This is a genomic window from Bradyrhizobium shewense, from assembly GCF_900094605.1.
Taxonomy (GTDB): Bacteria; Pseudomonadota; Alphaproteobacteria; order Rhizobiales; family Xanthobacteraceae; genus Bradyrhizobium; species Bradyrhizobium shewense.
In genome coordinates this window covers 175,927-195,517 of the sequence record NZ_FMAI01000015.1, presented here as the reverse complement: position 1 = coordinate 195,517, position 19,591 = coordinate 175,927, and the positions used below count along the sequence as shown (strand labels likewise).

The window sequence follows — 19,591 nt, the reverse complement described above, 5'->3', positions numbered from 1 at the left end:
CCAAGGCCAGACCAAGACTAGACAAACGCGCGCGAAGCGACGGCAAGTCGGCGCACGGCTGAAGCCGGTCGCGCTATTGCAACGTCGGATCCAACCGGTCGCGCAGCCAGTCGCCGATCACGGAGACGGCCAGCGTGGTGACCACGATGGCGGTGGCCGGGGCCAGCATGATCCAGGGCGCCCGGGTCAGGTACTCGCGGCCGTAGCCGACCATGTTGCCGAGGCTGGTCATCGGCGGCTGCACGCCGAGGCCAAGGAAGGACAGGCCTGACTCCATCAGGATCACCTCGGGGAAGACCAGCGTGGTCGAGACGATCAGGGTCGAGGCGATGTTGGGCAGGATGTGCCGGAGGTAAATCCGGGGCGGCGTCGCGCCTAACTGGCGGACCGCGGCGGCGTAGCCTTGCGCATTGGCCGAGATGGCAAGGCCGCGGGCGATGCGGGCATAGCGCTCCCAGCCGAATAGTCCCATCAGGCCAATCAGCAGCGGCAGCGAATTGCCGAAGAAGGCGAGCACCGCGAGCGCCATGATCAGGAAGGGCATGCTGGCCTGGAAGTCGGTCAGCATCAGCACGAGCTGCTCCACCGCGCCGCGGAAATGCGCGGCGAGGAAGCCGAGCGTGGTGCCGACCACGGCCGAGATCGCGGTGGCGCCGAAGGCGATCAGCAGCGAGATGCGGATGGAGACGAGCAGCCGCGACAGCACGTCGCGGCCGAGTTCGTCGGTGCCGAGCCAATGCGCGGCATTGCCGGGCGCGGCCAAGCGGTTGCGCAAATCGAGCTGAGTGTAGCCGTAGGGCGCGATCTTCTCGGCGAAGGCGGCGATCACGAGCACCGCGACGATCCAGGTCACCGCGAGCGTGACCGAGACCGGGATCGCCGGCAGGCTGATGCGGCGGACGGCCGTGTCCTTCAGCGTCGTGTCGGTCATGCGTGGGCTCCTTTGGCGCGCAGGCGCGGATCGAGGAAGCCGTAGAGGAAGTCGACAATGAGGTTGGACGTGACCATGGTCATCGCGACCAGCAGCAGGATGCATTGCACGACGGCGAGGTCGCGGTTGGCGACGGCGACGACGAGAAGCCGCCCTACTCCCGGCCAGGCAAACACGCTCTCGACCACGACCGCGCCCGCGATCAGCGCGCCCACCATGAACCCCAAAATGGTGACGGTCGGGATCGCCGCGTTCGGCAGCGCATGCGACGTCACCACCCTGCGCCACGGCATGCCCTTGGCCGAGGCAGTGCGGATATAGGGCTGGCCCAGCACCTCCAGCATCGCGCTGCGGGTGAAGCGCGCCAGCACGGCGGCACCGCCGAGGCTCAGCGTTGCGATGGGCAGGATCGCGTGGCGCCAACTGTCCTGCCCGCCCGAGGGCAGCCAGCCGAGTTGCACGGCGAAAACCAGTACCAGCAGCAGCGCAAGGACAAAACTCGGGACGGTGAAGCCCGCGACCGCGGTCATCATGACGGCGCGGTCGATCCCCGAGCCCCGATGCAGCGCGGCGTAGATGCCGGCGGGAACGCCGAGCGCGACCTTGAAGGCAAAGGCCGGCAAGGTCAGCGCCAGCGTCGCCGGAATCCGCTCCAGCACCAGCTCGATCGCGGGTCGCCCGTCACGCATGGAGCGGCCAAGCTCGCCCTTGGCGATGGCGCCGAAGTAATCGAGATACTGAAACCAGATGGGATCATCGAGGCCCCAGGCCTTGCGGAACGCCGCGAGCACCTCGGGCGGCGCCTCCGGCCCCAGGATCATCAGCGCGGGATCGCCTGACAAGCGCAGCACGACGAAGGCGAAGGTGACGACGAGCACGATCGTCAACGCTGCACGTCCAATGCGAATGGCGAAATAGCGTCCCATCACGCCGCGTCCCGTGTCTCGGCGCCCGTGACGAGATGGCAGGCGACCTGCCTGTTGCCGCCGACGGCCGCGAGCGCCGGCACCTCGCGCGCACAGCGCGCGACCGCGTGCGGGCAGCGCGGATGGAAGGCGCAGCCTTGGGGTCGCGCGGCCGGGTTCGGAGGATCGCCTGCCAGCACGATACGGCCTGCGCTGCGGCGGCCCGGCGCAGGCGAAGCGGAGACCAGCGCCTGGGCGTAGGGATGCTCGGGACGCGCGAACAGATCGTCCGCGCTGCCGATCTCGACGATGCGGCCGAGATACATCACGGCGACGACATTGCTGATCTGCCTGACGACGCGCAGATCGTGGCTGATGAACAGCAAGGTGAGCGAGAGCTGGGCCTGGAGATCGCAAAGCAGGTTCACCACCTGCGCCTGGATCGAGACGTCGAGCGCGCTGACCGGCTCGTCGCAGACCAGGAAATCGGGCTTTGTGGCCAGCGCCCGCGCCAGCACGATGCGCTGACGCTGGCCGCCGGACAGCGCGCCCGGGTAACGCGCGCCATGCGCCGGGGTGAGCTCGACGGCGCGCAGCAATTCGCGGACACGCTCCTCGCGCGCGTCGGGCGTGCCGAGGCCGTGGATGTCCAGGGGCTCGCGGATTTGCGCCGCGACCGGCAAACGCCGGTCCAGTGCGCCCAGCGGGTCCTGGAAGATCATCTGCATGCGTGCCCGCTGCGCGCGCCAAGCCGCCGTGCCCAGCGCCGCCATCGGCTTGCCGTCGAACTTCACCTCGCCGCTATCGGGCGGCTCCAGGCCGAGCACGATACGCCCAGTGGTCGACTTGCCCGAGCCGGACTCGCCGACGAGGCCGAGTGTCTCGCCTTTGGGGATCGTCAGCGAAACGCCGTCGACGGCATGGACGGCCGTGCTGCGGCCGAACATGCCGGAGCGCATCGAATAACTGCGCGAGATCTCGGACACCTCGACGAGCGGCGGGCTCATTCGGCGGCGATCCCGAGCAATGCGCGGCGTGAGGCCTCGGCGCGGATGCAGGCAACGGTGCGGCCGTCCGCGATCGGCGCCAGGCTCGGCGCGGTATGGCCACAGGACTCGGACGCCAGCGTGCAACGCGGCGCGAAGGCGCAGCCATCAGGCATCATCGCGGGATCGGGCACGGTGCCGGGAATGGCGGTGAGACGCCGCCGCGGGCCGTCGAGCGGCGGCAGCGCGCCGATCAGGCCCTGGGCATAGGGATGCACGGGATCGGCGAACAGCTGGTTGCTGGGGGCCTGCTCGACGATGCGGCCGGCATACATCACCGCGACGCGGTCGCAATTCTCGGCGACGACGCCGAGATCGTGGCTAATCAGCACCATCGCCATGCCCATCTCGCGGCGAACCGTCGAGAGCAGCTCCAGGATCTGGGCCTGGATGGTGGCATCGAGCGCCGTGGTCGGCTCATCCGCGATGAGGAGGTCCGGATTTCCGGCGAGCGCCATCGCGATCATGATGCGCTGGACCTGGCCGCCGGAGAATTCGTGCGGATAGGCCTCCAGCCGCCGGCCTGCGTCGGGAATGCCGACGAGATCGAGCAGCCGTCGCGCTTCCGCCTTCACGGCATTGCCTTGGAGATCGCGATGCAGCGCCAGCGCTTCGCAGAGCTGCTTGCGGATGGTCAAGACCGGGTTGAGCGCGCTCGCCGGATCCTGGAAGATCATCGCGACGCGCCCGCCCCTGACCTGGTCGAGCTCGGCGGCCGGCGCGCCGAGGATCTCGCGTCCGTCGAGCCGCACCGAGCCCGAGACCTTGGCATGCCGCGGCAACAGCCCGAGCGCGGCAAGCCACGTCACCGACTTGCCCGATCCGGACTCGCCGACGAGGCCGAGAGCCTCGCCCTTGCCAAGAGCGAGATCGACACCGCGCAGGACCGGCACGCCGCTGAAGGCGACGCTCAGGCCTGCAATGCTGACCAGCGGCGACACCTCACGCCTCGAAATTGCCGGCGCGGAAATCCATCGCGAACGCCGGCGATGCCTTCCACTTGATCGACTTAGGCTTGGCCGTGAAGGTCGCGTTCTGGTGCAGCACCGTGTAGGCGGGGTCTTCGCGCTCGGCGATCTCCAGCATGCGGCGGAACGCCTTCTTGCGGGCGGCACGGTCGATCGAGGTCTCCAGGAATTCGGAAAGCTTGTTCAGCTCGACATTGGTCCACTCGCCGATCTGCTGCTGCTGACCGTTCGGGCCGTGCTGGGCGACCAGCGAGGAGACCGGATCGTTGAAGGCGGCCGAGTTCGACCAGTCGCGCACGGCGCGTGTGGGCGCGCGCTCCATGATCTGCGACCAGTTTTCCTTGGTCTCGATCTGGACGTTGAGGCCGACCGACTTCCACATTTCCACCAGCACCTGCGCGGTCGCGACCTGGTTGGTGTAGTAATTGTTGAGCAGCCGATAGGGAATCGGATCGCCCTTGTAATTGGCCTGCTTGAGCAGATCCTGCGCGAGCTTCGGATCATAGGCCGGCACGCTCCAGTCGGCGTTGAACATGTCGCCGTAGAATTCCCATTGCAGGCCGTTCGGCACGCGGGTGCGGCCGGCCCACAGGCTGTCGACGATGGCCTGGCGGTCGATCGCGTGGGTAAAGGCGCGCCTGACAAGTGGATTGGCAAGCTGGGCGTGATTCTTGTCGAACACGGTCAGGCGGTGATTGAGGATGGTGCCGCCCTGCACTTCGAACGCGGCATTCTTCTCGATGCCGGCGATCTGGTCCGGCGGGATGTCGCACGCGAACTGATATTCACCCGACAAGAGTCCGTTGATGCGGCTGGCAACCTCCGGCACTTCCAGGAAGCGGATGCGCTTGAGCGGCGGACGACCGCCCCAATATTCGTCATGCGCTTCGAGGGTCAGCGACACGTCGGGCTTGAGCTCGACGACCCTGTAGGGGCCGGTTGTGACCGGCTTGCGCGCCCAGTCGAGATAGCTCGCGGATTCGTCCCAGGCGCGGCGGTTCATGATGTCGGAGCCGTAGCGCGACAACCGGCCTTCGATCGTGACGTCGGGCGTCGCGTTGTAGAAGCGCACGGTGTATTTATCGACGGCATCGACGCGCACGAGGTCCGGCCAGATGCGGCGGGCAACGGCCGGCACGTCCGGCGGCAATTCCTTTCCCGGACGCGGCGTCGGGATCTTCTCGAAGGCCTGGATCGTCGAGCGGCTCTTGGCCTCGGTCTCGCCGAACATGCGCTCGCGGCTGAAGGTGAAGACGACGTCCTCTGCGGTCAGCTCGTCGCCGTTGTGGAATTTGACGCCCTGGCGCAGCTTCACCTCGACGGTCTGGTCGTCGATGCGGCGCCATTCGGTGGCAAGGCCGGGCACGGCCTCGAGGTTGCCGCGCCAGTTCTTGGAGATCAGGCCTTCCCAGATCGAGGAGAAGAACACGCGCTCGCCGACATTGGACTGTTCGCGCAGCACGTCGAGCACGTTCGCATTCGTCACCTTCTGCACGGCGATCGTCACCGACGGACGGTTGTCGCCCTGCGCGATGGCAAAACGCGGCAGCAGCAATGTGCCTGCGGCGGCGCCGCCGGTTTTCAGGATGGTGCGACGGGTGAATTTGCTCATGGCGGTAGCCCCAGATGATGCGGTTATTCGGCGAGACCGAGCGCGGCGAGATGGGCAGCGCCGGCGCGGACGTCGTCGTGGTTGCGGAGTTCGAGGATCAGCCGCGGGTTGGAATTCAGCCGTCCCAGGGCGCGGAGCACGGCGACCCAGGGGATGTTGCCCTCGCCCGGCGCCCAGTGCCGGTCGGCAAAGCCGTCGGTGTCCTGCAGATGCACATGGGTCAGCATGTCGCCAGCGGTCTCGACGTAATAGTCGACCGGCGGCGCGCCGGTGGAGATGTGGGCGTAGTTGGCATGTCCGGTGTCGAGCGAGACGCGGACCTTGGCGCTTTCCAGCGCCTTAGCGAGGCGCACGCGGTCGCGCGGATCCCTGTCCTCGATGTTCTCGATGACGAGCTCGCAGCCGATGGTCTCGGCGCGCGCGATCACCTCGGCAAGCGTCGCCTTGACGCGTTCGACGAGGTTGCCGCGATTGTCCGGATAGAGATCGAGATTGTTGTGGTCCCAGGTCGTGAACGGCGAATGGATCACCATCTGCGTCGCGCCCAGGAACTCGGCGGCATCGAGGCCCTGAAGCAGGCGCTTGGTCACGGCCTGGCGGATCATGGGATCGTGGCTGTCGATCTTGAAGCCCCAGAACGGCCCGTGAATGCCGAGCCGGCCGGTATGGCCCGACAGCATCTGCTTGATCTCGCCGGCCGTGCTGCGCCAATCGCTGTCGAGTAGATCGGCGCGGAAGAAATCCTGGATTTCGAGATCGCGCTGCCGATCGAGAAGCCAGTCCCGATGGGCGGGGATCGATTTGATGGACAATGCGGCGCCCAGCACCGGCTTCGACATGGCTTGCTCCTTGGCTGTCGGCGATGACAGGGAGCAGCGCTAGACCAGTTCAATGACAGGCCCGTGAAATCGCGGTTCAGCGGCGCCGAGGAGGTGTGGACATCCTGCCCCTCGCGTGCGGTAGATCAGGCAACAGCGATCAGACCACCGATGCAGAACGGGCACATGGCAAGCGGTATCTGTGTCCGTAGTGATCCGGAATGGAATCCTATCGCGATGTCACGTACATCGCGTGCATCGATCGGCGGCTACTTCCACGGGCATCACCCTCTGATCGCGCTACATGGGGTTGGGGGACCACATGGGGCGGGGGATTGAAGGCTGGGGCAAGGTGACGAGGTCCGGACTCCTAGGCACTCCGGACCGCGAAACTTTCAGATTGAACGCAGCAACGCGCCGTCCGGTTGGGGCATCCGGGCGGCGCGTTGTCGTTTCAGCGTCGGCTTTCGATCAGCGCGTTTGCGGCTCGATCGTCACCGTGCAGTCGCCCTGCCCTTGCGTCGCGACCACGATATTGCCGGCGGCCGCCCCAAGGGCGACCGGTGTGGACGAGCTGCCATCCGGCATCTGAACCGTCACGCTCAGCGAATCCATGCGCGCGGTCGAGCCGACAGTTGACGGCTCTGCCTGGGCGACATTGCCCGACGCATCACGCCGCATGATCTGACAATTCACGCTATTGCTCGTTGCGCTGCCGGCGGCTGCCACGTTCGACGAGGCCGCGCCGCCCATCTGCGCGCGGGCTCGCGACGGATCGCGCGGCACCTGGCTGACGATGCGATGCGTCCGCGGCTCCACGATGACGACGTCATCATCGGTCGCGAAATACTCGTAATCCCGATATTGGGGCTCGATCGTGACGATCTCGGGCGGCAGCCGGTAGAGACGCACGCGCGGCGGGATCGTCTCGCCGATCCGGATCGAGATGTTCAGGTTGCGCTCGGGCTGCGCCAACCGCGCACGGCTCACCGTTTCGGACATCCGCACCTGTTTCTCGGTGGTCACGCTGGTCTGCTGACCAACCTGCGTGTTGGTCTGGGTGGTCTGATTGGCTTGATTGGTTTGCGTGCCGGAAGGCGCGGTTTGCGCATTGTTGGTCGGAGCTGCGCGGTTCGTGTCCGTCGCGGTGGCCGGCCGGTTGTTCTGTTGCGCCGGCTGTTGCTCGGCCGCATTGCGCGGAGGCTGGTTCTGCTCTTTCTGGTTGGCCGCAGCTCCCGTCCGCTCGTTCTGCTGGCCAGCCGGACCGCTCTTGGATTTCTCGGACTCGGCGGTTGATTTCTGCGGCGCAGACTTGTCCTGCTTCGTCTCGGCGCTGCTCTTGCCGGTCTCGCGACCTTGTTTCGCCGTGTCGGCTTCTCGGTTGCGATCTCGCGATGGCTCGCGAGACTCCTGGGCCTGCTCTTTCACATTGGGCTGGCCGCGTTCAGCGGCGGTGCCCGGTCGTCCCTTCTCTTCCTCCGCACGGCGGCCGCCGCCCTTCTCTTCGCGGCCGGCGCCCTGCAGTCGCTCCTGGGCGCCCTGGGCGCGATCTTGGACGCGTTCTTGAGCTGCACTACCGCGCTGGGGCGCGGCGCTTTTCGCCGGTTCCTCGGTCCGTTTTGGCTCGTCTCTGCGCTCACCGGGCGCCTGGGCGTAGGCGATGCCGGACGCGAGCATGAGCCCGACGGCCGCAGTCGATAACATCAAGTGTTGACGCATGGTCCCTCTCCTCGACAATTCGCAATAACAGACGCGAACGCTCTGTGGGTGCGAAGGTTCCTGAACAGGAACGAGGGCCGATCACGCGGATTTACATCGCGTCCTTCAATGTGAGGCGGGCCGTGAATGTCACGCTGGTCTTGCCGACCAGCGCCATGCCCTCGACTTCGGCACCGTCGGCGGAGTAGTCGCCCGAGAAGCCGCAGGTGACCTCCCTGCCGCCGAACGCAAGCGTCCTGCCGACCGCTTCGGTGTGCTGATTGACGATCATGTCGCCCCGCCACTTGCCGTTCCGGAAGGTGTAGGTGCCGGTGTAGTAGAAATAGCTGTCGCCACCCATGATGCGTCCGTCGCACAGCACGACGACGCCCCTCGCCTGCCCGCGCTTACCGTCGCGCATCTCGATGTCGAAGATGTAGAGGCCGTTGACGACCCTGGCCTCCTCCGCTTCCGCTCCATCCCCTGCCGACATCAGATCATCTCCCCAACGATCCGCCGTCCCGATCAGTTCGGCACGTTCCGCTCGAGATCCTCGAGCCAGGCCGCCGCGCTCGAATCCGACGGCGCGCGCCAATCGCCGCGGGGCGACAGTGAGCCGCCCGCAGAGACCTTCGGGCCGTTCGGCATCGCCGAGCGCTTGAACTGACTGAAGGCGAAGAAGCGGCGCAGGAACACCTCGAGCCAGCGGCGGATGTCCTTGAGATCATAGGCCTTGCGCCGGTCGCTTGGGAACGCCGGCGGCCATTCGCCCTTGGCGACATCCTTCCACGCGTGCTGCGCCATGAAGGCGATCTTGGACGGACGCATGCCGAACCGCAGCGTGTAGAACAGGTTGAAATCTTGCAGCTCGTAAGGGCCGACGGATGCTTCGGTGCTCTGCGGCTTCTGGCCGGGCTCGACCGGCACCAGCTCGGGCGAGATTTCGGCGGCCAGGATCGAGCCAAGCGTCCGGTTGACGTCGTCGCTGAACTGCTTCGATGAGATCACCCAGCGGATCAGGTGCTGGATCAGTGTCTTCGGCACGCCGGCATTGACGTTGTAATGTGCCATCTGGTCGCCGACGCCATAGGTGCACCAGCCGAGCGCGAGCTCGGAGAGATCGCCGGTTCCGATCACGATGCCGCCGTGATGGTTGGCGAGCCGGAACAGGTAATCCGTACGCAGGCCCGCCTGCACGTTCTCGAAGGTGACGTCGTAGACCTTCTGGCCGTTGCCGAAGGGATGGCCGATATCCTTCAGCATCTGCGTCGCCGTGGTGCGGATATCGAGCTCCTGCCAGCTCGTCTGCAACGCCTGCATCAGCGCCAATGCATGGGACTTGCTTTCGCTGCCGGTGGCAAAGCCCGGCATGGTGTAGGCCAGGATGTTCTCACGCGGCAGGCCGAGCAGGTCGACCGCCTTGGCGGCGACGATCAATGCATGGGTGGAATCGAGCCCGCCCGAGACGCCGATCACGACGCGCTTGGTGCCGGTGGCGCGCATGCGTTGCACGAGCCCGGCGACCTGGATGTTGTAGGCTTCGTAGCAATCCTGCTCGAGCAGGCTTTCGTCGCTCGGCACGAACGGAAAGCGCTCGACCTTGCGCAGGAAGCCTATGTCGGCGGCCGGCGGCTTCAGGGCGAATGTCACTTTGCGGAAAAATGCCTCGCGCTGGCGGCGGTTGTCGTCGAACGTCCCCATCGAGGCACGTTCCTGCCTGAGCAGATCGAGATCGACGTCGGCCAGCGTGATCTGGCCGCCCTGGCGGAACCGCTCGCCCTCGGCCAGCAGCACGCCGTTCTCATAGATCGAGGTCTGGCCGTCCCAGGAAAGATCCGTGGTCGATTCCCCGGCCCCAGCGGCCGAATAGACGTACGCCGCGAGGCAGCGCGCCGATGTCGATTGGCACAGAAGCGCGCGCGAGCGCGCCCGGCCGATCGTGATCGGGCTGCCCGAGAGATTGATCAGCACGCTCGCGCCCGCAAGCGCCAGCTCCGAGGCCGGCGTCACCGGAATCCACATGTCCTCGCAGATCTCGACGCCGATGGTGAGGCCCGGAACGTCCTCAGCCGCAAACAAGAGGTCGACGCCGAACGGCGCGTGCAGCCCGCCGAACGCAATCGTCTCGCCGGCGATACCGGCGCCGGAGGCGAAATGCCGCCCTTCGTAGAATTCGCGGTAGGTCGGCAGATAGGTCTTCGGCACCACGCCGAGGATGTTGCCGCGGTGAATGACGACGGCACAATTGTAGATGCGATGACCAAAGCGCAGCGGCGCTCCGACGATCAGGACCGTCATCAGTCCCGCGGAGGCCTCGACGAGGCCTACGAGGCCGCGCTCGACCGCATCGAGCAGCGGATCCTGCTTGACCAGGTCTTCGATCGCATAGCCGGACAGGCACAGCTCGGGAAACACCGCGACCGCCACCGACTGCTCATGGCAGGCATTGGCCGCCGCCAGCACGGCCTTTGCGTTGGCCGAGGGATCGGCGACATGGGACGTGGTGACACAGGCCGCCACGCGCGCAAATCCGTGGGCGTAGATCGAGTGGAAAGTCATCGAGCGCAGTACCTTAATCTCTTCGCTGCCGAAGCCGTCAGCTCCAGACCCTATGTAGCCCATCGACCCGGTCCCGTGCAGGCCATCCGCCGTCATGCATAACGGATTTGCGTCGTGGTCTGCCCGGCCTTGGTTTGCCCAGCACCTTGGCGAGCTCAGGCGCTGCGGGCCAGCACGCCGGACAGATCGTCGCGCAGCCACGCGGCGATCCGCGGCCAGGCGTGCGCATGGGTGCGCGCGCCCATGAACAGGCCGAGGTGATTGCTCGGCTCGGACGCCGCCGCAACGAAGGCCGGCGGCGTGCCGAGGAGACCGGCGGTGGCGAGCGCCTGCGCAGCTGGCACGACCTCGTCGTCGAGCCCGGCCAGCAGGAAGACCGGCGCCTTGACGTCCCTCGGATCGACCGTGCGGCCAAGCGCAACGAAACTGCTGCCGGCGATCTGGTTCTCCCGGAAAATCCGGTTGACGATCTCCAGATAATATTTGCCCGGCAGATCGAGCGTCTCGGCGTTCCAGCGGTCGAACCGCGCGAGCAGCGCCGCGCCCTCCCCGTCCGACAGGTCTCTCTGCAACGCCGTTACGATATCGTCGCGGTTCGGCGCCTTGGACCAGAAGCGCAGCATCTCCTCGCCGCGGACATTGCCGCCGCCGCGTGCGACGAGCTGGTCGTAGACCATCTCGGGCGCGTTGCGGGTGAGCCGGCACAACGAGGATTCAATCGACATATCCACGGGAGCGCCGACCAGCACCAGCCGCCGCACCTTGGCCGGAAAGCGCGCCGCATAAAGCAGCGACAGCCAGCCGCCCTGGCACAAGCCGACCAGATCGACCGGCGCGCCGATCTCGTCGATGGCGACGTTGAGATCGCCGAGATAGCTGTCGATCGAGAGATAGCGCATATCCGGCGTCGCCGACCGCCAGTCGGTGAGATAGACCCTGTCGATGCCGCCGGTTTGCAGCGACTGCACCACACTGTGGCCGGGGGCGAAATCGGCGATCAGGGCCCGATGCAGCGCATAGGGCGCGCAGACCAGCGTCGGCTGACCGGACCGCGCCTGCGAGCAATCGCGCAGGCGCATGGTCGCGAGTTCGAGCGCGACGGTGCTCGGGGTCGTCCAGGGCAGAGTGCTATCGTCCTGCTCCGCCGGACTGCGCTCCAGCCACCAGAAGCAGCTGTCCATGGCGAGGCGCGCCGCTGCAAACGGCCACATCAGCGGATCGTCCGGGACGGGCCCCTGCGCGCCGCTCTGTTTGCCGGCCTGCTTCACCATAGCTATCTCACGATTGTCACAGGAACGCCTCGAGGCTCACGATGGAGATGCCGAGGTCGCGAAAACTCCGATGGGCCGCGGCGACCGAGCCGTCGAGATCGATGCCGCGGCAGGCGTCCTCGATGACGGCGACCTCGAACCCTGCCTTGCGGGCATCCTCCGCCGAGAAGCGGACACAGAAATCAAGCGCGAGGCCGGCGACGAACACGGTCTTCAGCTCGCGTTCGCGCAAATATCCAAGCAGGCCCGTCGGCGTCCGCTTGTCGTTCTCGAACAGCGCCGAATAGGAATCGATGCCACGGCGAAAGCCCTTGCGCACCACGAGGCCCGCCTTGACCACGTCGAGATCGCGATGGAACTCCGCGCCTGAGGTACCCTGCACGCAGTGCGCCGGCCAGAGCACCTGGGTGCCGTAGTCAAGCTCGATGGTCTGGAACGGCTGCTTGCCCGCATGGTTCGGCGCGAACGAGACGTGGTCGCGCGGATGCCAGTCCTGGGTCAGCACCATATTGGCGAATTTTTGGGCGATTCGGTTGATGGCAGGGACGACCTTCTCGCCGCCGGGAACGGCAAGCGCCCCGCCGGTGCAGAAGTCGTTCTGCACGTCGATCACCAGCAGCACGTCGCGGTCGGAAATCTTCATCGCCGGTCTCATTCGATGTGCCCGGCGCGCCGGCGCCGGACAAGTCCCCTGAGTGTCGGCCTTCCCGCGCAGCTTCGCAACCGCCCGCGCGGTGCGAAGCCCCGCGCGAATTGGTCATGGGAAGACCGCCATGATGCAACGGTTTGGCCTTGTCCGTGTTGACTAGGCGCACCCAAGGGCGGATTCTCGCACTGTCCGTGACTGCGCGGATCGGGTCGAAGGACTGGAGGACAGGGTTGTCGTGCCGCAAGGCGGCGACGGCCACGAAGTCATGAATATCGGCAAGACAGGACAGATACTTCTCGCCGATATCGGCGGCACCAATGCGCGCTTCGCGCTGATCCGGAGCGAATTGGGCCGCGGCGACCTCGGCAACGGCGACCAGACCGGACCGATCGATTATGTGAAGGTCGCCGACTTCCCGACCGTTCGGGAAGCCATCGCGGACGTGCTGGCGCGCCGGTCCGGCGGCGAGCAGCCGCAAAGAGCCGTACTGGCCGTGGCGGGTCCCGTCACCAACAACCGCTGCGTCATGACCAACAGTCCCTGGGTCATCGACGGCAACGAGCTGCAGCCGGCTCTCGGCTTCGACAGCGTCCATGTGCTCAACGATTTCGAGGTGGTGGCCTGGTCCCTACCCGCCTTGCGGCCTGCCGATCTGATCCCGCTCGGCGGACAGGATGGCCTGCCCGGAGAGCCGTGGCTGGTGGTCGGCCCCGGAACCGGCTTTGGCGTCTCCTGTCTGGTCGAACGCCATGGCGCGCGCCTCGCCGTCGTCACCGAAGCAGGACATGCGACCCTGCCGGCGGAGAACGAGCGCGAGGAACGTGTGATTGCGTGCTTGCGGCGACGCCTTGGCCACGTCTCCATCGAGCGTGGCGCGCTCTCGGGTTCCGGGCTACAAAACCTCTACGAGGCCTTGGCTGAGGTTGACGGCGCCCAAGTGCCCCACCGCGACGCTGCCGCCATCACCAAGGCCGCGCTGGAAGGCACCTGTCCCGTCAGCCGCGCGACGCTGGAGATGTTTTGCGCCATCCTTGGGTCGGTCGCCGGCAATCTCGCGGTGACGTTCGGTGCCCGCGGCGGTGTCTATGTCGCCGGCGGAATCGCGCCGCGCTTCCCCGAGTTCCTTCTCGCCTCTGCGTTCCGGGCGCGCTTCGAAGCCAAGGGGCGCTTCCAGGACTATCTGCGCAACATCCCGACCAAGCTCGTGACCAAGCCAGACGCGAGCTTCGTCGGCCTGAAGATGTTCGCCGACTCCAATCCAAACTGAAGTCGGTCGTCCTCCCCTGCTCATGGTTCCATTAATACACAGCTGATTGCCGCGCGCGCGCGGTTCCATGCAGGAACGTGCTTGCCTGCGTGTTCCGGATGAGAAACAATCCTGCCGTGTGTTTGTGTGTGGCGTAGTTGCGGGGGCGTGACATGCGTAAGCAGGATTTGGGTTTCGACTATCACCGCTATCATCGGCTGCTGAGCGAGGCGGATGACGAAGACAAGCGGCTGGCCCTGATCGACCTTCTGATCGAGGAAAAGGCACGAGACCGGCTGGCTGCCCAGCGCGCTTCCGACCGCGCGGCCATGACCGCCCACACCATTGCCAGGGTGCTGAAGAACGGCCGCAACTGAGACTTGCAATCCGGGCCGCGGCGCCCGAGAACGCGGGATCCAATTGGGATTCCGTTAAGGATGCCCCGCAATCTGACGTCAAACTTTTTGCTCTAGGGTTCCCTCACCTGATGCAATTCAGGGTCAACAAGGGGGCAATGACATGAGCATGATTTCGATCGCCGCGATGCCGGCCGTCGTCGAAACGCGTTTCGCCGATTCGTCCTTCAAGACCATCTTGCTGTTCTGCTGCACGGGCCTGGTCGCCTCGTTCGGCCTGATGGCGTACGGCGTCGACCTCAGCGCCGGCCTGATGTGAGACGCGACAAATTCTGCCGCGAAATGGCCGCCCCTGACGGGCGGCCATTTTCGTTGGGCTATCTCAGTGCGGCGTCTTCGCCGTCACCAGTGCGGCGCCTTGCCGTCACTCAGTGCGGCGCTTTGACCGGGGCTCCCGGAAACATGGAATCGATCATCGCCTTGAGCTGATCCATTGCGATCGGCTTGCGCAGGATCGGCCTGCGCCGGAGCAAGGACGGCAGCAGTTCCGGACCGTACCCCGTGGCGAACATGAACGGCTTTCCGCGACGTTCGATCAGATCGGCGACGGGATCGACGTAGACGCCCATCAGATTGATGTCGAGGATGGCCATATCGTATTGCGCGGTCATGGCGAACGCGCTCGCGTCCCGGACATTGTCCGCTTCCGCAACGACGTGGTGGCCGAGTTCCACCACCATGTCGGCGATCATCATCCGGATCAACGCCTCGTCTTCGACCAGGAAAACGGAGAGTCCGTCCGCCATATCAACCCCGCAGTCAGCTTGCCAAACTAATCATAACTCAATTGCGGAGAAGATTCACGAATTCGTGGCGGGCGCCGTTAATTCACACGCGCCCGATCCGATTCAACTTGATCAATCCAATCCTCGCTCGTGGCTCAGCCGCACCATCTCCTGAATGAAGACCTGCCTCTGCTTGTCATCGAGGCTCGAAAACAGCGGCTCAGCGGCGTCGGCGACATTGCGCTGGTCGGCGGCGCGGTCGATCAGGAACTGCGCCTCGTTGCGCATCTGCTCGATAATGTCGTCGGGCGGATCCCGCTTGGCGCGCGCAACCCGCAAGTTGAGCCGCTCTGCACCATTATGCCCAAGGTAGTGCATTGCGCTCGAGAAGCCGTACCAGTGCTTCTCCTGATCAGCCGTAAGGTTCAGCTGAGTCTTGATCCGCTCGATATAGGAATCGCTGTTGGCGACGATCTGCTCGGCGGTCTGCTGCGGCGCGCCGGTCTGGGTGAGGACGGTGACATCCTTATTGTCCTTGCCCTGCGGTGCGTTCTTGGCCTCCTTGCTCGCCTTGGCGCCCTTGCCTGCTTTGGCGCCCTTTGCATCCTTATCCTTGGCATCCTTGTCCTTGGCCGCGCCCTGTTGCTTGGCGTCTTTGCCTGCATCCTTGGCGGCCGGGGCCTGATTGCCATTGTTGTTGCCGACGCCGAGCACGCCGGTGAAAACGCCAACCACGCCGCCGATTGCACCGCCGAGCACGCCACCAACCGGGCCTGCCGCCTTGTTTCCGGCCGCCGCGCCGTCCTGAACGCCTTTGACCAAGCCTTGAGCTTGGGCCATTGCGGCTGCACCGAGCAGCAGCGTAAGCACGGCCCCCAGCGCGAGCCATCGCCGCATGTGAAGCCGCGCAGACGGCGCCGGGTTGATCATTCTCATCTCCATCGTCGATCTGACTGGCCTGTTGGGGCGGAGTCACCCGCCAACTGCAACTCTATCGTTTCCGCCGCGTCGCGGTCCAGACACAGCCGAATGCTGTCCACGCCCGAAAAGTCTTTCGCGCGAAGCGGTTATGCAGGCTTATTCGAAACTGCGGCGTAATTGCGCACGGATCGTTCCAAGCCGGTTCTCGCGAAGTGTGCGTCGCAAAACAAGCGATCGTAGCTCTCCACCGGCAGAGCGCTGCCGCGTTCGAGGACGCAACGTTAGTTCTAGGCGCGAGCCGTTCGGCTTTCTCGACAGACGCGGTCAATCATGATCTGATCGCGCTACCAATTTGCTGCGGCCTGCGTGAATTGTTCACTTGGGCCGACGGCATCAATAAGAAAATCCAACAACAAGAACTCGGAAAAGAAGTCTTAGAGGAAACTCCAACAACAAACACCCAGGCGAGGAAACGAGATGTCACGCAAGACACTGACGCGACGTCAATTTGTGGCTGCCACTGCAATGTCCTCCGCGGCGCTGATCACAGCGCCCTATGTCCGGGGCGCTTACGCCGCCGGCAAGCTCTCGATCGGCTTCTGGGACCATTGGGTGCCGGGCGCCAACAAGGCCTCAACCGATCTCGTCAATGAATGGGCCGCGAAGGAGAAGGTCGAAGTCTCCATCGACTACATCACCAGCAACAACAAGAAGATCGAGCTGACCGCCGCGGCCGAAGCCCAGGCGAAGTCCGGTCATGACATCCTTCAGATGCCGAGCTGGTGGCCGCAGGCCTATTCCGAGAATCTCGAGCCGCTCAACGACGTCATGGAGCCGCTCCTCAAGCAGAACGGTGAGGTGAACGGCACCGTCAAATATCTCGGTCAGTCGGGCGGCAAATGGCTCGCAGTGCCCGCGACACCCGGCAGCCAGATCAAGGGCCCCTGCTCCCGCATCGACCTGATGAAGAAGCATGCCGGCATCGACGTGCAGGAGATGTACCCGGCCGGCGGCCCGCCGAAGGTCGAGAACTGGACCATGGAGACCTTCCTGAAGGCAGCCGAGGCTTGCCACAAGGCCGGCGTTCCGTTCGGCATCGGTCTCGGCGAGACCACCGACAGCGTGGACACCGCCGGCGCGATCTTCCAGTCGTTCGGCGCCGAGCTCGTCAACGCCAAGGGCGATATCACGGTGAAGACCGATCAGGTTCGCCAGGCCATGGAGTTCTACAAGAAGCTGATCGCCTTCCTGCCGCCGGATGCGCCGTCCTGGGACGACGCGTCGAACAACAAATGGCTGATCTCCGGCCGCGGCGCGATGATCCTCAATCCGCCGAGCGCCTGGGCCGTCGCCAAGCGCGATGCGCCGCAGGTTGCCGAGCAGTGCTGGACGCACGGCTTCCCGTCCGGTCCGAAGGGCCGGTTTGCACCGTACCTGCCCTATTTCTGGGGTGTCTGGAGTTTTGGCAAGAACAAGGAGGCGGCCAAGAGCCTGCTTGTTCACATGTCCTCGCCGTCGTCGATCGAGAAGTTCGTCGCGGTGAGCGGCGGCTACGACCTGCCGGCCTACGCCAACATGACCAAGCTCAAGACATGGGCCGAGGAAGGACCGCCGCAGGGAACGCTGTTTCACTATCCCGACCCCTACAAGCACCAGACGCTGTCGATCGCGGCGTCGCCGGCACCGCCCAAGATCGCGCAGCAGATCTATTTCCAGGCGACGCTGACCAAGATGGCGCTGCGTTTTGCGCGGGGCGAGACGATGGATCAGGCGCTCGCCTGGGCCGAGGGCGAGTGCGAAGGCTTCATGCGGAGCTAGCCGGGTGTGCGGCGCGGTTCACGTCATCCGCGTGAGCCGCCTGCATCCGTCATCGGATTCGCATGGCCGGGAAGCCGACCCCAATGGCCGGCTTCGCGGTTGGACAGTTTGCAAAGAAGCTGGCTCAACAGCGCTGACTTAAGGGAGCTGAGATGGCCGATGTCGTCGTCGAGCAAGGTCGCGTCGCCCGTGCAAGGGGCGCGCGGAAAGGATCAAGCCTGCGCAACGCGCTCGGGCGGAAATCGACGGTGGCGTTCTTCCTGACGCTGCCGCTGATCCTTCTGATCGCCCTGCTCGTGCTCTACCCCGCCTTCTACTCGGTTTACCTCGCGACGCTGAACAAGGCGATGACGAAGTTCGTCGGCCTCAGCAACTTCACCTTCCTGTTCAAGCGCGAGACGTTCTGGATGGTGGTGCGGCAGTCCTGCATCTTCGCCATCACCGCGGTGGTCTTCAAGGCACTGATCGGTTTCATCGTCGCGCATTTCGTCCACAACATTCCGGGCAAGAAGCAGCGCAAATGGCGCGGCATGCTGCTGGTGCCCTGGGTGATTCCGCCCGCGATGAGCACGCTGGCCTGGCTGTGGCTGTTCGATCCCTCCTACAGCGCCTTCAACTACACGCTGTCCTTCTTCGGCGTCGGTCCAATCCCCTGGCTCGGCGACACTTTCTGGGCGCGCTTCTCCGTCATCCTCGTCAACGTCTGGTATGGCGCGCCGTTCTTCCTCATCATGTATCTGGCGGCGCTGAAATCCGTGCCTGATCAATTGTACGAGGCCGCGGAGATCGACGGCGCCAATTGGTGGCAGAAGATCTGGCACATCACCTTGCCGATGATGCGCAACATCATCGCCATCACCACCCTCTTCTCGCTGATCGTCACCTTCGCCAATTTCGACATCGTGCGCATCCTGACGTCGGGCGGCCCGCTGGATACGACGCATCTGTTCGCCACCTGGGCGTTCCAGGTCGGCATCCAGAGCAGCGACATTCCGCTCGGCGCCTGCGTCTCGCTGTTCATGGTGCCGATCCTGGCGGTCGCTGCGATCTTCATCCTGCGCGATGTCAACAAACGCGGAAACGAAGCCTGATGAGCACGCTCGCAATCGACAAGGCCGGACCGTCCCGCAAGGTCAAATACGGCAGCATGAGCCGCGACCGCGTCTGGGCGCTGCGCTGGTCCTATTTCTTCCTGGTGCTGTTTGCGATCTTCTTCCTGACGCCGCCGGTCTACATGCTGATCACCTCGCTCAAGAGCAGCGCGGAGATCTCGGCGGCAACCAACCCGTGGTGGGTGTTTCACCCGACGCTATCGAACTATGTCGAGCTGTTGAGCTCGAACCAGTTTCTGCGCTTCTTCTGGAATTCGTCGATAATTTCGATCATCGTGGTGATCGTGACCATGATGATCAGCATTCCCGCGGCCTTCGCGCTGGCCCGGATGAAGTTCTGGGGCTCGGCGACGCTGGCCACCGGCGTCTTCCTCACCTACCTGATTCCGGACAGCCTCCTGTTCATCCCCTTGTTCAAGGTGCTCGGGGGCGTCCAGGAGTTGACCGGCATCACGCTGCTCAACAGATGGTACGTGCTGGTGTTCATCTATCCGACGCTGACCGTGCCGTTCTGCACCTGGATCATGATCGGCTATTTCGCCTCGATCCCGAAGGAGCTGGATGAGGCGGCCCTCATCGATGGCGCCTCCTGGCTCCAGACGCTGACGCGGATCTTCATTCCCGTCGCGCTGCCCGGCCTGATCGCCGCCACCATCTTCGCCTTCACGGTGTCCTGGGCGCAGTTCCTCTATCCCCTGGTGTTCACGACGTCGGTGGATCAACTGGTGCTGCCGGTCGGCATCACCACCACGCTGATCAAGGGCGACGTGTTCAACTGGGGACAGATCATGACCGGCGCACTGCTCGGCGCTGCGCCGCCGCTGGTCATCTATGCCTTCCTGATGGACTACTACATTGCCGGCCTGACCGCCGGCGCGACAAAGGGTTGATGTCTG

Annotated in this window: 19 protein-coding genes; 6 read left to right on the top strand and 13 right to left on the bottom strand. The window is 64.9% G+C overall.

Features of this window, described 5'->3' with window-relative positions:
* Positions 1 to 73: 73 nt before the first annotated feature.
* The 11 genes from GA0061098_RS26815 to pncA all read right to left on the bottom strand — a co-directional run bounded on the left by GA0061098_RS26815 (position 74) and on the right by pncA (position 12,463).
* Positions 74 to 931 carry an ABC transporter permease gene (locus GA0061098_RS26815; protein ID WP_091963619.1) on the bottom strand — a complete coding sequence of 286 codons (858 nt, stop codon included), beginning with the start codon at positions 929 to 931 and terminating at the stop codon, positions 74 to 76.
* Complete coding sequence (locus GA0061098_RS26810; protein ID WP_165637624.1) at positions 928 to 1,857, bottom strand: ABC transporter permease; 930 nt, start codon at positions 1,855 to 1,857, stop codon at positions 928 to 930. The genes GA0061098_RS26815 and GA0061098_RS26810 overlap by 4 nt, the downstream gene beginning before the upstream one ends.
* A complete protein-coding gene (locus GA0061098_RS26805) occupies positions 1,857 to 2,843 on the bottom strand; it encodes an ABC transporter ATP-binding protein (RefSeq protein WP_091963614.1) in 987 nt (328 codons plus the stop codon). The genes GA0061098_RS26810 and GA0061098_RS26805 overlap by 1 nt, the downstream gene beginning before the upstream one ends.
* On the bottom strand, positions 2,840 to 3,823 hold the full coding sequence (locus GA0061098_RS26800; RefSeq protein ID WP_091963611.1) for an ABC transporter ATP-binding protein: 984 nt from the start codon (positions 3,821 to 3,823) through the stop codon (positions 2,840 to 2,842). The genes GA0061098_RS26805 and GA0061098_RS26800 overlap by 4 nt, the downstream gene beginning before the upstream one ends.
* 1 nt (position 3,824) lies before the next feature.
* The gene (locus GA0061098_RS26795) at positions 3,825 to 5,462 is read right to left on the bottom strand and encodes an ABC transporter substrate-binding protein (RefSeq protein ID WP_091963608.1); all 1,638 of its coding nucleotides are present in this window, start codon (positions 5,460 to 5,462) and stop codon (positions 3,825 to 3,827) included.
* A gap of 23 nt (positions 5,463 to 5,485) precedes the next feature.
* Entirely contained in the window at positions 5,486 to 6,301 is an 816-nt protein-coding gene (locus GA0061098_RS26790) for a sugar phosphate isomerase/epimerase family protein (RefSeq protein WP_091963605.1), read from the bottom strand.
* A 450-nt stretch (positions 6,302 to 6,751) separates the two neighbouring features.
* A complete protein-coding gene (locus tag GA0061098_RS26785; RefSeq protein WP_245323594.1) occupies positions 6,752 to 7,957 on the bottom strand; it encodes a DUF1236 domain-containing protein in 1,206 nt (401 codons plus the stop codon).
* A 133-nt stretch (positions 7,958 to 8,090) separates the two neighbouring features.
* Complete coding sequence (locus tag GA0061098_RS26780; protein ID WP_165637623.1) at positions 8,091 to 8,471, bottom strand: GrlR family regulatory protein; 381 nt, start codon at positions 8,469 to 8,471, stop codon at positions 8,091 to 8,093.
* 32 nt (positions 8,472 to 8,503) lie between these two features.
* Complete coding sequence (locus tag GA0061098_RS26775; RefSeq protein ID WP_091963601.1) at positions 8,504 to 10,537, bottom strand: NAD(+) synthase; 2,034 nt, start codon at positions 10,535 to 10,537, stop codon at positions 8,504 to 8,506.
* Positions 10,538 to 10,692: 155 nt separating this feature from the next.
* Positions 10,693 to 11,808, bottom strand: a complete 1,116-nt coding sequence (locus tag GA0061098_RS26770) for an alpha/beta fold hydrolase (protein WP_091963598.1) — start codon at positions 11,806 to 11,808, stop codon at positions 10,693 to 10,695.
* A 16-nt stretch (positions 11,809 to 11,824) separates the two neighbouring features.
* Positions 11,825 to 12,463, bottom strand: coding sequence for a bifunctional nicotinamidase/pyrazinamidase (gene pncA, locus GA0061098_RS26765; protein WP_091963595.1), 639 nt, complete (start codon positions 12,461 to 12,463; stop codon positions 11,825 to 11,827).
* 259 nt (positions 12,464 to 12,722) lie between these two features.
* On the opposite strand from pncA, the gene glk reads away from it, so the two are divergent.
* From glk to GA0061098_RS45185, 3 genes are all read left to right on the top strand, one after another.
* Positions 12,723 to 13,724, top strand: coding sequence for a glucokinase (gene glk / locus GA0061098_RS26760; protein ID WP_091963729.1), 1,002 nt, complete (start codon positions 12,723 to 12,725; stop codon positions 13,722 to 13,724).
* A gap of 152 nt (positions 13,725 to 13,876) precedes the next feature.
* A complete protein-coding gene (locus tag GA0061098_RS26755; RefSeq protein ID WP_028136378.1) occupies positions 13,877 to 14,080 on the top strand; it encodes a hypothetical protein in 204 nt (67 codons plus the stop codon).
* 142 nt (positions 14,081 to 14,222) lie between these two features.
* Positions 14,223 to 14,378: a hypothetical protein gene (locus GA0061098_RS45185; RefSeq protein ID WP_165637622.1), complete on the top strand. Its 156-nt coding sequence runs from the start codon at positions 14,223 to 14,225 to the stop codon at positions 14,376 to 14,378.
* 109 nt (positions 14,379 to 14,487) lie between these two features.
* Here the strand turns inward: GA0061098_RS45185 and GA0061098_RS26750 are convergent, their stop codons facing one another.
* Together GA0061098_RS26750 and GA0061098_RS26745 are read right to left on the bottom strand one after the other, a co-directional pair.
* Positions 14,488 to 14,865 carry a response regulator gene (locus GA0061098_RS26750; protein WP_028144593.1) on the bottom strand — a complete coding sequence of 126 codons (378 nt, stop codon included), beginning with the start codon at positions 14,863 to 14,865 and terminating at the stop codon, positions 14,488 to 14,490.
* 111 nt (positions 14,866 to 14,976) lie between these two features.
* On the bottom strand, positions 14,977 to 15,774 hold the full coding sequence (locus GA0061098_RS26745) for a Spy/CpxP family protein refolding chaperone (protein ID WP_091963727.1): 798 nt from the start codon (positions 15,772 to 15,774) through the stop codon (positions 14,977 to 14,979).
* A 468-nt stretch (positions 15,775 to 16,242) separates the two neighbouring features.
* On the opposite strand from GA0061098_RS26745, the gene GA0061098_RS26740 reads away from it, so the two are divergent.
* The 3 genes from GA0061098_RS26740 to GA0061098_RS26730 all read left to right on the top strand — a co-directional run bounded on the left by GA0061098_RS26740 (position 16,243) and on the right by GA0061098_RS26730 (position 19,585).
* On the top strand, positions 16,243 to 17,583 hold the full coding sequence (locus GA0061098_RS26740) for an ABC transporter substrate-binding protein (protein ID WP_091963592.1): 1,341 nt from the start codon (positions 16,243 to 16,245) through the stop codon (positions 17,581 to 17,583).
* Between the two features lie 152 nt (positions 17,584 to 17,735).
* The gene (locus GA0061098_RS26735; RefSeq protein ID WP_091963588.1) at positions 17,736 to 18,674 is read left to right on the top strand and encodes a carbohydrate ABC transporter permease; all 939 of its coding nucleotides are present in this window, start codon (positions 17,736 to 17,738) and stop codon (positions 18,672 to 18,674) included.
* The gene (locus GA0061098_RS26730; protein ID WP_091963585.1) at positions 18,674 to 19,585 is read left to right on the top strand and encodes a carbohydrate ABC transporter permease; all 912 of its coding nucleotides are present in this window, start codon (positions 18,674 to 18,676) and stop codon (positions 19,583 to 19,585) included. The genes GA0061098_RS26735 and GA0061098_RS26730 overlap by 1 nt, the downstream gene beginning before the upstream one ends.
* The last annotated feature ends 6 nt before the right edge of the window (positions 19,586 to 19,591 follow it).